This window comes from Neobacillus sp. S1227 (assembly GCF_055385255.1).
The window spans coordinates 2,065,130-2,078,919 of the sequence record NZ_AP038276.1 but is presented as its reverse complement, the minus strand read 5'-3'; the positions used below and the strand labels follow the sequence as shown (position 1 = coordinate 2,078,919).

Annotated in this window: 13 protein-coding genes; all 13 read right to left on the bottom strand. The window is 42.0% G+C overall.

Annotated features, from left to right (window positions below; genetic code table 11):
* Nucleotides 1-4 precede the first annotated feature (4 nt).
* Nucleotides 5-547: a hypothetical protein gene (locus tag ACZ5AE_RS10645; RefSeq protein WP_464572061.1), complete on the bottom strand. Its 543-nt coding sequence runs from the start codon at nucleotides 545-547 to the stop codon at nucleotides 5-7.
* Nucleotides 548-676: 129 nt separating this feature from the next.
* Nucleotides 677-3,070 carry a glycyl radical enzyme family protein gene (locus tag ACZ5AE_RS10640; protein WP_464572059.1) on the bottom strand — a complete coding sequence of 798 codons (2,394 nt, stop codon included), beginning with the start codon at nucleotides 3,068-3,070 and terminating at the stop codon, nucleotides 677-679.
* A gap of 152 nt (nucleotides 3,071-3,222) precedes the next feature.
* A complete protein-coding gene (locus ACZ5AE_RS10635) occupies nucleotides 3,223-3,495 on the bottom strand; it encodes a thioredoxin family protein (protein WP_464572057.1) in 273 nt (90 codons plus the stop codon).
* Nucleotides 3,495-3,854: a hypothetical protein gene (locus ACZ5AE_RS10630; RefSeq protein WP_464572055.1), complete on the bottom strand. Its 360-nt coding sequence runs from the start codon at nucleotides 3,852-3,854 to the stop codon at nucleotides 3,495-3,497. The genes ACZ5AE_RS10635 and ACZ5AE_RS10630 overlap by 1 nt, the downstream gene beginning before the upstream one ends.
* Complete coding sequence (locus tag ACZ5AE_RS10625) at nucleotides 3,847-4,776, bottom strand: PD-(D/E)XK nuclease family protein (RefSeq protein ID WP_464572053.1); 930 nt, start codon at nucleotides 4,774-4,776, stop codon at nucleotides 3,847-3,849. Before ACZ5AE_RS10625 ends, ACZ5AE_RS10630 begins: the two co-directional genes overlap by 8 nt.
* Nucleotides 4,776-7,187, bottom strand: a complete 2,412-nt coding sequence (locus ACZ5AE_RS10620) for a DNA polymerase (RefSeq protein WP_464572051.1) — start codon at nucleotides 7,185-7,187, stop codon at nucleotides 4,776-4,778. Before ACZ5AE_RS10620 ends, ACZ5AE_RS10625 begins: the two co-directional genes overlap by 1 nt.
* A 55-nt stretch (nucleotides 7,188-7,242) precedes the next feature.
* The gene (locus ACZ5AE_RS10615) at nucleotides 7,243-7,644 is read right to left on the bottom strand and encodes a group I intron-associated PD-(D/E)XK endonuclease (protein WP_464572049.1); all 402 of its coding nucleotides are present in this window, start codon (nucleotides 7,642-7,644) and stop codon (nucleotides 7,243-7,245) included.
* Complete coding sequence (locus ACZ5AE_RS10610) at nucleotides 7,641-8,369, bottom strand: PhoH family protein (RefSeq protein ID WP_464572047.1); 729 nt, start codon at nucleotides 8,367-8,369, stop codon at nucleotides 7,641-7,643. Before ACZ5AE_RS10610 ends, ACZ5AE_RS10615 begins: the two co-directional genes overlap by 4 nt.
* A gap of 70 nt (nucleotides 8,370-8,439) precedes the next feature.
* Nucleotides 8,440-8,877, bottom strand: a complete 438-nt coding sequence (locus ACZ5AE_RS10605) for a hypothetical protein (RefSeq protein ID WP_464572045.1) — start codon at nucleotides 8,875-8,877, stop codon at nucleotides 8,440-8,442.
* Between the two features lie 68 nt (nucleotides 8,878-8,945).
* Nucleotides 8,946-9,680 (bottom strand): hypothetical protein, encoded by a 735-nt coding sequence (locus ACZ5AE_RS10600; protein ID WP_464572043.1) that lies wholly within the window; start codon nucleotides 9,678-9,680, stop codon nucleotides 8,946-8,948.
* A 178-nt stretch (nucleotides 9,681-9,858) separates the two neighbouring features.
* Nucleotides 9,859-10,590 (bottom strand): RNA polymerase sigma factor, encoded by a 732-nt coding sequence (locus ACZ5AE_RS10595; RefSeq protein ID WP_464572041.1) that lies wholly within the window; start codon nucleotides 10,588-10,590, stop codon nucleotides 9,859-9,861.
* Nucleotides 10,591-11,195: 605 nt separating this feature from the next.
* Nucleotides 11,196-12,146, bottom strand: a complete 951-nt coding sequence (locus ACZ5AE_RS10590; RefSeq protein WP_464572039.1) for a toprim domain-containing protein — start codon at nucleotides 12,144-12,146, stop codon at nucleotides 11,196-11,198.
* A gap of 375 nt (nucleotides 12,147-12,521) precedes the next feature.
* Nucleotides 12,522-13,790 (bottom strand): DnaB-like helicase C-terminal domain-containing protein, encoded by a 1,269-nt coding sequence (locus tag ACZ5AE_RS10585; protein WP_464572037.1) that lies wholly within the window; start codon nucleotides 13,788-13,790, stop codon nucleotides 12,522-12,524.

The following is a 13,790-nucleotide window of genomic DNA, read 5'->3' as shown; positions in this document are numbered from 1 at the left end:
GTCGTCAACCGTGACGAACCTTCTCAAACTTTTTCAACCCAATTCTTTCTTCGATACATTGGAGACCGAACTCAAAAGTCATGTCTCCTCGGTCACGGAAAAAGTCCTCGAAGGAGAACGGAGCAGCGAAGTAAGAGTTGAGGCAGTCCGAGGCATATTTGAAAAATGTCTCCCAACGTGTGAAACCAAGTTCCTTCAAAACGTCCACGGCACACAACCAAGCACGAACCTCAATGTCGTTGGTTCCTTGTTCATCATATTTCCAAATGTCTCCGTCGAAGTTTTCCGAGAGGTCAATGTAATGACCCAGTTCATGAGCCATTGCAATGACTGGAATTAAATTCGTTTCGTCATTCCAAAAGGAGCCACAACCGAAGGAAACCTCCTCCGAGTCTGGATTGAAATTGAAATAACAAATGGACGGCTCTGGGACTTCCCAGTCGACCTCGAAGGAAACTCCACGATCAGCAAAGGCTTTCTTGATTTTTTGGCTCCACGTTCTTCTTTCCTCAACACTTACTTGAAAATAGTGGTCAATTTTGAACATTTAAAGTTCCTCCTCGTTTTGTTTGCCTTACACCTGCTCCAACGAGGAAGGAATTTCGGTGTGACCAAAAAAAAGACAAAAAAAAATAGGAACCTCATTTCGAGGTTCCGTTGTTTCGTAATATGGTAATTATCTAACTGGACAAATACCACTCTCACAACCGTCTTGACCAATGTCGAAGTCTTCCGTTGAGCCAACTTCAAATTGAGCAAGAATGTCCATGTTGAATGGTTCCATTTGGTTGAGCAGCTTTTCATATGTCTCTTTGTCACACTTCTCATATGGAGCGAGCTGGTAGGTTCCTCCGTCGTGAGCAAGGAATGAGACTCCAACGAAGTTGTTCCAACCGTCCCAAACACGTTCCTCGGCTCTCTCCCACTCGTGTGGTTTGACCGTGATTGTGTTGGAGGCATTGTGTTCCGTGTAATATTCTTGGAACATGAAATAAGTGTCAAATTGTTCGTCGACGGTAACGTCGTCCTTGGTCACCTTGGCTCCAGAATAAATTGGGAAGTCAATGACAAATGTTTTAGCGTTCTTCATTTGTTCTTCACGAGTCTCACCAATGGTTCCGACTTCTGGATTGACAACCCAGCCTTTGTGTTCGAGAACGGCTTTGGCAAGTGGGTCATTAGCGGAAATTCTGATCCTTCTAATGTAATACTCGGAGTGAGCATAATGAAGACCACTTGAAACTCCTCCAGCAACCTGGGAAATGGTTCCTTCTGGCTTGACCGTTGTCACCAACAATGGAGTCGTCACTCGTAACTTCCGAGCGTACTTGTCAGCCTCGTCACGAGCTGCCTTCTTTAATATAGCAAGAAGTTCTTTCTCTTGGTCACGAGTAAAATTCAATTGTCCCATAGCGTCTTTCCAACCAGTTAATGAAGTTCCAAGAAGACGGTCAGTTTGTTGACGTTTTGACCAATGTGGAATTTCAAGCTCAACAAGAGTCATTCGGAGACCAGCACGAGCCGAACGTCTTTGAGCATTAATAAGACCTTCAAGGTCAAGTTTTCCTTCCTTGACGAAGTTCACAACGTTAATTGTTGTTAGGTTACAAACACCATAAGACCACAATAAAATTTCAGCACATGGGTTCATTCCCAGCTTTTCCATGACTTCTTCAAGTTGTTTCCGTGTTGGGTTCTCAATTCCAAGCATACGGAAACGACGGAGAGCAAGTTCCTCAAGGTTAATGAAAGCTGGTTCACCTTCGGCTTTCATCATTAAGAAAATGAAGTGTAAATACTCACGAGGAGGTTTTGAAGTGAAAGCCACGGAGTTGTTTGACATACGACGGTGGTGAAGTTCGGTTCCAATGTTCATTGGGAACATATAGAAACCACCAGTCTCGGCAGCGTAAGCTCTGGCCTCGTCTTCGTCGTCAAATTGTTTCCAAACTCCGTCAACGTTGACTCCGTGTTTCCTCTCACCGACACGACGAGCCGACTCTGGAACTTCCATTCCTAGACGATCAGCCTCTCTCATTATTTCCTCATGTCGTTGGAACATTTCCTCGGTCCAGAAACCGTTCAAGCCGTACTTGGCGAAGATTGTTTCAACGTCTTGGAAACCGTCAATGAGAAAAATTTCAGCCGTTCTCCGAACTCCTCCAACCACGACGTTGTTTCCAATAAAGTTCCCAAAGTCAAGGACATGAATTGGACGAAGACGAACAAATTTTTCGTCGATACGAACTGGAGGCTTGAGCGTTGGGTCAATTTGGTTTTTAATTACTCTCTCAAAGTTCGTGAACATTTCCTTTAGAGGCTCGTGACCACTAGCATGACCTCCGAACGTGTGGAGCTTTGCTCCGTTTGGACGAACAAAGTCATAAACGAAATGTAATTCCGTAATGTGTTCATGTTCTTTTAAGGAAATGATTTGGAAATAAAGTTTTAGAGCGTCAACCCAACCTTCCTTGGAGTCACCGACAACAATTGTTGCCTTGGTTCCTTCAAAAGACACGGTTGTTTTGTCAATTCGTACTCCAAGAGAATAGAGGTCTTCATATTCCTTGTGAGTCACAATGAAATTGTCACGGACTGGAGCAATGTTCTCAGCCATTTTGAATGTGTGTTTGAAACCAACTCCAGTTCCAACGAGTAGCAAATAGAACTGGTCGGCAAGGTCTTCCCACTTCTCAATTGTCACGAAGGAACAATTGAAATTTCCTAGAGGATATAATTCGGCAACTCCACCTTCGGCTCCACCGACCCAAAGAGTTCGACCACTCAAGAATTGATTGAGGTTGAACATGGAGTCGAACCAAGCCTCGCACTCCTCCATTAGTTCCTTGTAAGTAATTGGGAGACCTAAAAATTCAATATGTTTCCGAGCAAGGTTCACGTTGTATTCGACTGATCGTTTTACAGTCTCCTTCCAAGTTTCACGTCGTCCTTTTTCTGGAAGATAGCGAGAATAAGTTCTCAAATAGACAAAGGTTCCAATAGCGTTCATATGACTTGGAAAGTCGTCATATTTAGCAAGGAATTTTGGACTCAATCTAATTTCTTTCATTCTAGGTTTCCTCTCCTTTTTCAAAAGTTGTTTCCGTACATAGAGCCAAAAGGCTCTCGGTATTTATAAGTGAGGTTCCACCGTACTCAATACAACGAGGTTTTGAGGTTGTAGTGACAAAGAAAAAGGAGCCTTTTTCAGCTCCTTGTTTCTTACAACTGGACTCCAAATTCTTTTATTTTTTCTCGTATATAGTCTGGAGTAATTCCTTTGGCTCCAACTATTCTTCCAATCTCCTTTTCTCCGTCCAAGAATAAAAGAGTTGGAGTTCCCATAATGTCAAAGTCCTCAACATAATGTTTGTTTTCCTCACGGTCAATGTTGACCTTCTCAACAATAGCGTTGACTTCTGGAGTAGCCATAAGAATGAAGTCAAGAGCTTTACATTGTGGACAAACGTCAGCCTCAATTTTGATAATTCTCATTAGTCATTTCCTCCTTCATACATTTCCATTGGTTTTTTATGATAGAAACGAAACTTGGTCCAGCCTCGGACTCCGTCTCGTTGAACCCAAAACTCAACTCGAATGTTGTCTGGGAGATATGGTAAGGAGTCCACGAATTGTTGTATGGACTCCATTTCCTCACGATACATGGAAGGAACCAGCCGTTTTCTCTTGGTTCGTTTGGTTTGGAGTAATATTCCACCGTTGAACCCAACTCCGACAACGTCGAACATTCCTTTCGAGGCTGGAGACCTCGTCAAATAGAAATATCCTTCTTTTTCTAGGTGTCGAATGGCTTTATATTCGGAGTAACGTCCACGAGCGTAATTACTAGCCATTGTTGACCTCCTTCTCAACCTCGGAGCAGACCGTTTTGAACTTACAGAATAAGCACTTGGAGAAGTCTGGGTTCGGAAGTAGTCCTTCACGAACGTCCTTGGTTATTTGAGCGAGTTTGTCGAGAAGGTCATTTCTCATTTGATCAGTAATGTTGATATGGAAGACACGAAGGTCACTCCGAGCCTCTTTTCCTTTTGTCCAAGAGTCCTTGGCAAGAGATTCATAGCAAATAATATATTCGTTCACGTCAAACAATAAGGAATAGGCGACGGCTTGAAGGACGTTGTTCTCTTGTGGAGCTTTCAATTTGTAATCACCGACGGCAGCGATTGTTGTTGACTTTGTTTTGAAGTCAAACCCAATTCGTTTCCTTTCTGGTCGGTAGTACAACATTCCGTCCACCATTCCGTAAATTTGGAAGGTCTCACCATTGTGAGTAAATTGTTTCACGGTTCGAGTGTTCCGTTCCCAAGCTGGTTTTCCTTCTTTGGTTCGGCACACTTCAAACGGAGCATTTGGGAGATATTTTTCAATATAGAGGAGGTCTCGTTGAATAGCCTCGTGAACAGCCGAGCCGTTCCGAACCCACCGTTTTTGGTAAGGTTCAAATTCTTGAGCGTCCTCCTCGGCTCCAATGATTTTAAAAGCGAGTGACCTCTCACATGAGTCAACTCCACTTGGAGAAAATGTGTAAAGATTTTCGTCCCACGTTCCTCTCAAGTTGGCTGCTCCGTCGGTCATTTCTTCAATTTTCCATTGGAGAATTTGAACGTCGAGTTTGTAGTCGTTATTTACATTCATTGAGTGAAAGTCGTCCAACATTTTATGAAAGTCTTGGGCAATGTGTTGACCTTCACTCGTTAGCTTGTAAGCGTCATTTTTCTTTTTTATAGCTTTGGCTTTGTCTTTGTTAGTAATCATTAGGCGACCTCCTTATTTAGACGGAGAGCCTCTTGAAGACTAGGAGTCTCCCAAAGAGTTTCCCCAGTTTTTTCGTTTTTCAAGAAGAATAGTTTTCTAGTTTTATCAAACTTGAAACCTTCTCCCCATGTCGTCATAGCCTCGGTGTCACACTTCAATGGGACTTCGAGCTTGACGGCTTTGGACATGGTTTCTTCCATTTGAATAATTTCGTCGTGTGAAATTGTCTGGTCCACAATCATGAGGAGTTCGTCGTGAACCGTAGCCATTAAGTCCCAACATTTTGACTTCAAAAAAGCGTCCATTCGTAACATGGCAATTTTCATAATGTCGGCAGCCGAACCTTGAATGACGGCATTGACTGCTTGACGACGGACTCTTTCCACGGACTTCTTCACGGCTTGGAACTTCTTCTTCAAGTTGTATGGAATTTGAGGATATTTCTTTTTGTTCCAAAAGTCTTGAGGAAGTGTTTCACGGTTGATCAGCTTGAGAATTTGTTTTTTACAATCGTCATAAATACGAGCCTTTTCTTTATGGTGTGGGAAACGTCTCTTTCGACCATAAAGAGTTTCAACATACTCGTTTTCTTTAACAAACTCCCAAATGGACTCAATCCAAGCCTTTACTTTTGGGTAAGCCTTATAGAAGTCCTCAATGAATTGTTCTGCCTCCTCAACGGAAATTCCTAATTGTTTGGAGAGTGTCCACATTGAAGTTCCGTACATTACGGCAAGGAGTCCAGTTTTCATCATTTTTCTGTATTTGGAGCCGTCTCCACATTCCTCAATAGGTTTCTTGAAAACACGAGAGGCCAGTGTGGAGTAAAGGTCTCCACCAGTCAAATATGGTTCTCTCAAGTGTTCGTCCCCAGAGATATGAGCCAAAACACGAGGTTCAATTTGAGAGAAGTCAATTCCGAAAATGACCTTTCCTTCTGGAGCAATTACCAATTTCCTAGCACGACCTGGAAGGTTTTGAAGGTTTGGCTCCGAGCTTGAGAAACGTCCAGTGTCGGTCTTGTCTTGGTTGAATTGTCCGTGAATACGTCCGTCGGACTTGATTTTCTCTGGGAGAGCCGAAATATAGGTTGAATTGAGTTTGAACAAGTCTTTGTATTTCAAGAGTGTGTTCAAAATTGGAAGGTCGTCGGAAAGAATTTCAAGAGTCTTCTTGTCCGTTGACCGTTTTCCACTCACGTCGTCAAGACCATGTTGGTCATATAGGACGGCTTGGAGTTGTTGAGGAGAGTTGAGGTTTATGTCTCCGAGTTCGGCTTTAATTTCCTCCTCAAGTTCGACCAAATACTCCGTCAACTCGGCTCCGTATTCCTTTCCAAACTCAAGGTCAACCAACATTCCAGTCCGTTCCATATCCACAACAACTGGGAGCAACGGACTCTCAATGTGGTAGAAAATTCGGTTTAGACCTTCACGAGCCTTGAGAAATTTCTCTTGCCATTTCCCTAACAAATAGCAACCGTGAGTGTCTTTACAAGCGTAGACTTTGGCAATTTCAAGAGGAACTTCTGCGAATAGAGCGTTCTTTCCAAAGAGCTGCTCGAACGTGTAAGAGTCCTCTTTGAAACCAAGAAAATGTTTGTATTTTGTGAGTAAGTCCTTGAGTCGTTTTGACGGTTCATTTTCGTTCAAGACTTGTTGACCAATTTGGGTGTCGTGAATATCTCCGAGAATGTCCAGTCCGTGACGTTTGAACATATGTTTGTCGAACTTGGCATTGTGGAGAAACTTCTTAATGGACTGATCAAACAAATATGGTCGGAGCTTGTTGAAGACGTAATCACGAGGAAGTTGTTTTTCTCCAGTCGTGTGACCAAATGGAATGTAAACGTGAATGTCCTTCTTTGGAAGTGTGATTGAAATTCCAACCATAACGTCAACATAAACGTCCAACCCAGTGGTCTCAGTGTCGAGTCCAGTTTCAACCTCGTCTTTGAGATAAGTGACCAACTTCTCCATTTGGTCGGTCTCGGTAATCAAATAGTAGTTGTCTGGACATTCGTCAATCATTTGTTGAATACGAGCAGCTCGTTTCCTTTCCTCAAGGACGGCATATAATTCCTTGGCTTTGGACTTGGAGAACTTTCCAATTGGAATTGGTTCCTTAGTAATTGGGTCAATAAGACCAAGCTCTCCTTCCTCAATAGCCATTTTGACTTCCAAGAGCCACTCCTTGTGGGCGGTCAACGAGTCCTTGAGTTCCCAAATTCCTTTTTTCCACTTTCCAGACTTTGGGTTCTCGTAACCGTTCCAAACTTGTTCCCAAGTCGGCTCAAATTGGGCAGCCTTTTTCTTTTGTGTAGCTTTTTTTGAACGAGCTTTTTTCTTTGTTTCTTTGACCTTTTCTTCTTCGAGGTCTTCTGTTAAGTCGAAAGTCAATTCTTCATTCATAGAAAAAACCTCCTTTTCTCTTGGAACAACGAGAAATAGGAGGTCGTGTGACAAACTAACCAATGAATTTTTTATAGTGGGCTGCTATGAGAGCCTTTCCGTCCTTCACGGAGTACAAATAAGGCTCGACTCTCAAGCGAATAGAGGTCATTCCTTCCACATGATCAGTCGGAATGTAATAAATGGAGCCGTCGTTGGAGTCATACATGGCAACAACGTCAACCTCATTCTTGGTGTAAGGAGTGTGAGAGAAACCGAGCAGCTCTCTTTCACCGTTGAACGTGGTTCCGTGTTTCACTTGAACTTTGACTGATCGTCCGTCTTTCTCGGCAATAAAGTCATAACGAGCAGGACTGGTCGGAATGTTGACCGTGTAGCCTCTCCGAGCATATTCGAGCATGACGGCAAGTTCACTCACGGTTCCAATTGTTTGAGCTTGTTTTTTAACCTCACTCACACTAGTTCCTCCTCTCGTAGTCGTTTCACGGTTTCATGAATGTTGTCGGCTTTGTCTGCGAACCAACCACGGTAACAAGTCACGAGTTCATGGAAGGAAACTCGGTTGTCTCCTTTGAAGTGTTCCATATAAACTTGATATGGAAGGAGGCCAGCAATTTTCTTTATTTTCTTGTTGTCCACTTGGCGAACGGAACCAATGGACACAATTTTTGAAGTCTCGTCACAACGAGTGTATATAGCTTGAAGTTCTTCCAAGTCCATGTTTTGACACTCGTCAATAATTACGAATGACCTTTTCCATGTAATCCCACGGACAAAGGAAGTTGTTATGGGAACCAGCTTTGGTTGTTGTTTTTCTCTTTCAATCGTCCACTCCTCAAATGTGGCTGGGTGAACCAACTCAAGAGCGTCCATAATTGGAGCCATATACGGAGCAGACTTTTGTTTAATGTCACCAGTTAAGAAACCTTGGTCACGGACTGGAACGGCATTTCTTATATAAATCATTCGGTCATAATGTTCTCCTTTTATGACCTCATAGGCTCCTGCCAAAACAGCAAGCGTTGTCTTTCCAGTTCCAGCTTTAGCCTCACAAAATACGGCTTGGACATGGTTTGGGTCTTTCCAAAGGTTCAACATATAATCCAGTTGGTATGGGTCTCCATATACTTCAATCCCACGTTCCTCAAGCCATTTCCAACGAATGTCGTCGAACTTCCCCATTGAGTTCTCTCCTTTAATGATTGATATAGCAAAAAGGAGTCAAGGTTTTAGCCTTGCTCCTTCGTCGGTATTAAACTAGCTCATACTCATGACAGTCCAGCGGTCTTGGGTCTCCTTCACGATCAGTGAACAAATACTCCTCCTCGGACTCGGACCAGAACACTTCAAAAACGTCTCCTGTTTTAAAGCCGTCAACAAAGTCGTCTTCCAACATACGAATTTTCCGTCCGTTCAAGTCGTGAACAACTTCAAAGTCGTCAAAGACCAAGTTGGCAAAGTCTTCATGACCTTCTCCAGTTTTTACATGGACTCGTTCTGGAAGGTCAACTTTTTCAGCTCCAGAGAGAGCAGCCATGAACTTAATAAACGGAGGCATATCGTCGAACTTTGTAGCTGGGTTGATACGTTCAACAACCCACTCGGAGCCAATTGGAAGACCATGTGGGTCTTGAGTGAAAGTGTCGGCAATAACACGAATTTTTTGACCAACCTCAATTTTCTTCTTCATAAACAACCTCTCCTTTTCTTCTTCGTATTCATTGATCAGAGTGAGGAGGAGAAAACTCCTCCCAGGAATTAAAAGACTTTTGTTGGGTCAACGTCTCCACCGTCTTGAGCTTTTGGCTCCTCATTGTTGTCTTCCTTTTGGTCGTCTTGGATTTCGTAACCGAGTAATCCTTCAACGACGAAACCAGCGTTCTCAAGGTCAATTCCCATTTGGTTCGTTGACTTGATATAGAGAGCCTTCTCGAAGAAGTTGTCGTCAACTTTTAGACCGTTGGCTTTGTCAAACTTGGCTTGGTCGTCACCTTTCAACTTTAAGATTGGAGCCAGCTTGTAAGTTGTTTTTGTTCCTTCACCTTGACGTTTTAATTGGAAAGCTACGTCCTCAATGGACTCCTCATATTCCTCAATGTCGTCCATTAAAGAGCCACCTTGAGTGTAAGACACGTCAATATAACGAATCATTTCAAGGTCAATGTCGTAGAAGGCAAACAAAAAACGAGTTGTTTGTTTCAAAGCCGTGAAACCTTCATGTTTACTGGCCTCGCAAAATAGGCAGCGTTTGTCTCCTTCTCCAGTTGGGTTAATACATGGAGTAGTGTAAATTCCTTTTTCAAAAGAACCGTGTGACTCGTAAGTTGTGAAGTCTTCTGGACCTAACACACGAACACGGATTGAGTCACCAGCTTTTTTCAAGTCCTTGTTGATTTTGATTTTCTTGTAATCGAGTTTTTCACCTTCACTTTGAGCCTTTCGGTTTTTCATTTGTTCCTTAATTTCTTTTCCTTTACCAGTGAAAATTGACATAACTTTTTTCCTCCTTGTGAATTTGACTTGTATTGGGAGCCGTCTCCCATTAGTAGCAACGAGAAACTGTCACGCTTGTGACGGAAATTTTCCCAACTCCCACGAAGTTTTTGGTATAGACTCCGTGGAAGTTGATATATTCAAAATCGAAATCAATTTCGTAATTGGGTAATTGAATTTACATTTTCCAACTCAATTGATTAGCAAATGAGATTTGTCCGTTTTCAATAGCCTTACGAAGTTCCTTCACTGCTCTTGACTTGGCTTGGCGAATAGCGTCGGCTTTCGGCTCAATTCCTTTTTCAGCCTTGAGTAATTCTGATATTTCGTTATTTAGTAATTCGGTAGACCAATCAAACTTGTTGGCTTTGTAGATAAGAGGAACAATTTTTGAGTGGCGACCTTTACCCATTTTCTCGAAAGCCTTAACAACCTTCTCAACGGTAGAGCCTTCAATTGACTCAATGACTTGGTCTTCCACGGACTTTTGGTCGGCAGCCACAATGTCGGACATAGTGGACTCACCGTCTTCTCCAATGTGAGCTTGCAGAGAAATTTCACGGTTGACCATTTCGTCACCGATTTTCATTTTTGAGGAGCGTTTCTCGGCTCCAAGAGACTTGTTAATGTCAATGAGCTTACGACGGCAAGCCGTATAAATCAAACCCATTACATTGTTTTGACCGTCATTGTAACGATCAGCAAAGTCAAAGCATTTTTCAATGGCAACAACCATAAATTCCGCAACAAGGTCTTCCTTTTCAATTGGGGAGTATTTTCCACGAGCGAATGACTTCAACTTCGGCTCAACGATTGAAACGAATTTTTCTCCAGCCTCTTGGTTTCCTTCGGCAAACTCCACGGCTAAACGGTTCAATAAAAGGTCTTCAGATACATTGAATTTTTTCATGGTCAATTTCCTCCAAATTTTAAATTTTTGTTGTTTACACTTGCTCCAACGAGGAGCGTTTTTTGTTGTGACAAACTTTTTTAAAAACTTTCCAATCTGCCATTTTAGCGAGATTGAGATTTTTGCAAAAAATAAGTTTGAAATTTTTCAAATTACATAATTACGATATTTCGTAAGCAAAGATATACGAATAGAAACAAAACACCGATAGCATAAAGACAAGTGAAAATTTTATCCAACATACGACGAACCTCCTCCACTTTATAAATTACGAAATTGGGTAATTGTTGTGAAAAAAATTACGAAATTGAGTAAAAAAAATACGAAATTGAGTAAAAAAGAGGATAGGAAAGACACGTCCTCCATAACATGACTTTGATTTTCTAAACTTCTTACCTTACATTCAATTGAGAAAACTTGTTGTAATTTAATGGTAAAAAACTTCAAAAATAAAAATTATGTGAGGCGTGCTTTTCTATAAAACTCTTTATTACTTAATTTCGTAATTTGTAAATTTATTTTACTGCTACACTTTTATCTTGTCAACGGTTACATACCAAAATTTTCGTATAGTACAAAAATAATAAAAAAGACCTAGTGTTCGGTTACACTAGGTCAAATATTCTTTCAATTGTGTTATTAGCGTACTCAATAAGCTCCGCAGTCGGAATGTCATTCACGTCTTTATATTTTTCTGGGAAACTCATTTCTTCAATAACGAGGAGACCACCGAGTTGGTCGTGAATAGAGTCGGCAAGTCGTCGACCTTGTTTGTCATTGTCCGTGGCAATGACTAATGTTTCAATTCCTACGTCGAGGATCAGCCGTTTTTGTTTCTTGGTGAGGCTGCCTCCCATAACGGCAACGGCTGGAAAGCCATTCTTGAACAAGGTAATAGCGTCAATTTCGGACTCCACGAGCCAAACCTTCTTGGAGCCTTTTTTCATGACCAAGTCGAGCAAATATAAATGGTCACGGACTGGGTTGTTGTTGTAGTACCAAAAGATTTTGGAATTAACCGAACGGAATTTGATATTCACCAACGTTCCATTCTTATCGAATATGGGGAAGGAAACGGCTTTCTTTTGTGGGTCATAACCAATTTTCAAGGCTCGTTGGTAAATTTCCTCAATTCCTCGTTGTTTTTCCAAATAGGAATGGGTGAACTTGAACTGATCAAGAACGGAAAGAGGAATGACCTCGTTTTCTTTTTTGGTTTCTTCCCAACCGTCAAAGGAGAGTTCCAAGTCGTCGGTGTCTCGGAACCCAATAATGAAGTATTTTTCGAGGAGATATTCCTCAGTTTCCTCCCATGTCTCGTTTCGGAGCCATGAGAGTAGTTTTATGAATGGACCAGACCTCCACTCTCCACTTCCTCCAGAGTCAATCCAAATTCCACCTTTGTCATATGTAACGGCAAAACTTGGGTGAGTCTCGTCACGGAATGGAGAGCAAGCAATTAGCTTACTGTCCTTCCAACGAGGTCTGTACCATTCGTATTGACGGAGTTCGGACTCGAAGTCAACGTCGACTTCGTATTGTCTAATGAGGAGCATAACCTCAACCCCTTTCCATAGTAAGCGATTGGTTCAAAGTGGTCTCCTTTAACAACAAATGTGTATTTATGTTCCATGCAAATTGGACAGAAAATATCAATTTCATAATGACCAGGCTTTACGTTGTAGTAAAAGCACTCCCCACACTTTGTTGTTATTTCGTACAACCCACAAACATAATTCACACAAAGTCCTCCCTATTATTTTCTGTATGGAATTATTATATAAAAATATTACAAGCCAGAAAAGAGGTTTGAACTAAGACTATGGAACTAAGGTCAAATATAGTCAAGGTCAACCTCTTTCCATAAATATTATAACGAACGAGCGTTCCTGTGTGAAGTATTTTTTGTAAAAATTTCGTAATCGAGGAATTTAGAAGTATTCAATGTCACTTTGTTCCTTCAAAATACCATTATTCACGTCGGCAATAAGCTCGATAATTTTCCCAACTGCTCTTGGTTCACGAGCCTTCCTTATTCCGAGTTTGGCAATTCCGTCATAAGCGTCCATTGTGATAATGGTTGCCGAGTCTTGAATGACGGCACTCGTCTCCGAGAAGTCCGTAATTTCTGGAGGACTAATTATTCTCATTCCGTCTTCGTCCTCCTTGGCTTTTTCCTTTTGGCTTTGAGCCGAGGTTTGGTGAACGATCAGACCGGTCACTTTGTATCGACCCAAAATTTGACGGAGTTTTCTTGACGTTGCCGTCATTTTGTTCCGTGTGGAGTCGGCTTTCTCGTGAACCATTAAATTGAAACCGTCAATAATTACGAACTGGGCATTTGGGTTCATTTGAAGGTCAGCCTCCAACACTTCGAGCGAGAGACCGACTGGAAGGTCTTCCATTGTTTTCACTATATATGGAACCGTTTGTTTGTCTGGGTTAAAGTCACGAAGGAACTTTTTGAACCGTCCTTCTTGGTCTCCGAGCTGCCCACGACGGAGCTTTTGGTTGTCAAATTGTCCAGCCAATGTGTCCAAGCGGAACAATTGTTGACGTTTGGAAAGCTCTGGGGAGTAGTGAAGGACTCCAAAGCCATTTAACCAAGCGTGAAGACCCATTTTTGAGGCCAGCCAGCTCTTTCCAACGTTGGTGAAAGCCAACAACATGATATAGTCACCAAGCTCCATTCCTCCACCGAAAATGTCATTCATTACATTAAACGGAAACGGAATGAGAACCGTGTTGTTTGGGTCTTTTCCTTCCTCATACATTTTGAGCCGTTCTTCTCCGTTGGTAGCGTAATTTGTCCCAGCCTCGTAGTCAATGGAGGTCATTTTTTCAATTTTGGAAGACTCGGCAGCCAGCCACTTGACAAACTCGTCACCATTCAACTCCTTGAACTTTTGTTTGGCTCTATGTTGGAGCATTTCAAAGGCGAGTCGTTTACCAGTCCGAGCCTTTAATTGTTTACAAAGATATTTGAAGGTGTCGGTCACTTCTGGCTCATATTCAAATTCGTCGAATTTCTCAACGACGGTTCGGAAGTCGGGAGTTGTTCCTTCACTCTTTACATAGTCATGAACGAATTGGAACACGTCGGCATGAGTCTCGAAGTCATGAATGTCGACTCCATAGCGAAAAAGGATATAAAATTGTTGTTCGTCAATCACTTTTGAAAGAAGTCGTTGTTCAATCAT

Excerpts from the sequence above, each read along its gene's own strand:
- ACZ5AE_RS10645 (WP_464572061.1), bottom strand. The coding sequence starts at position 547 with ATGTTCAAAATTGACCACTATTTTCAAGTAAGTGTTGAGGAAAGAAGA.
- ACZ5AE_RS10640 (WP_464572059.1), bottom strand. The coding sequence starts at position 3,070 with ATGAAAGAAATTAGATTGAGTCCAAAATTCCTTGCTAAATATGACGAC.
- ACZ5AE_RS10635 (WP_464572057.1), bottom strand. The coding sequence starts at position 3,495 with ATGAGAATTATCAAAATTGAGGCTGACGTTTGTCCACAATGTAAAGCT.
- ACZ5AE_RS10630 (WP_464572055.1), bottom strand. The coding sequence starts at position 3,854 with ATGGCTAGTAATTACGCTCGTGGACGTTACTCCGAATATAAAGCCATT.
- ACZ5AE_RS10625 (WP_464572053.1), bottom strand. The coding sequence starts at position 4,776 with ATGATTACTAACAAAGACAAAGCCAAAGCTATAAAAAAGAAAAATGAC.
- ACZ5AE_RS10620 (WP_464572051.1), bottom strand. The coding sequence starts at position 7,187 with ATGAATGAAGAATTGACTTTCGACTTAACAGAAGACCTCGAAGAAGAA.
- ACZ5AE_RS10610 (WP_464572047.1), bottom strand. The coding sequence starts at position 8,369 with ATGGGGAAGTTCGACGACATTCGTTGGAAATGGCTTGAGGAACGTGGG.
- ACZ5AE_RS10605 (WP_464572045.1), bottom strand. The coding sequence starts at position 8,877 with ATGAAGAAGAAAATTGAGGTTGGTCAAAAAATTCGTGTTATTGCCGAC.
- ACZ5AE_RS10600 (WP_464572043.1), bottom strand. The coding sequence starts at position 9,680 with ATGTCAATTTTCACTGGTAAAGGAAAAGAAATTAAGGAACAAATGAAA.
- ACZ5AE_RS10595 (WP_464572041.1), bottom strand. The coding sequence starts at position 10,590 with ATGAAAAAATTCAATGTATCTGAAGACCTTTTATTGAACCGTTTAGCC.
- ACZ5AE_RS10590 (WP_464572039.1), bottom strand. The coding sequence starts at position 12,146 with ATGCTCCTCATTAGACAATACGAAGTCGACGTTGACTTCGAGTCCGAA.
- ACZ5AE_RS10585 (WP_464572037.1), bottom strand. The coding sequence starts at position 13,790 with ATGATTGAACAACGACTTCTTTCAAAAGTGATTGACGAACAACAATTT.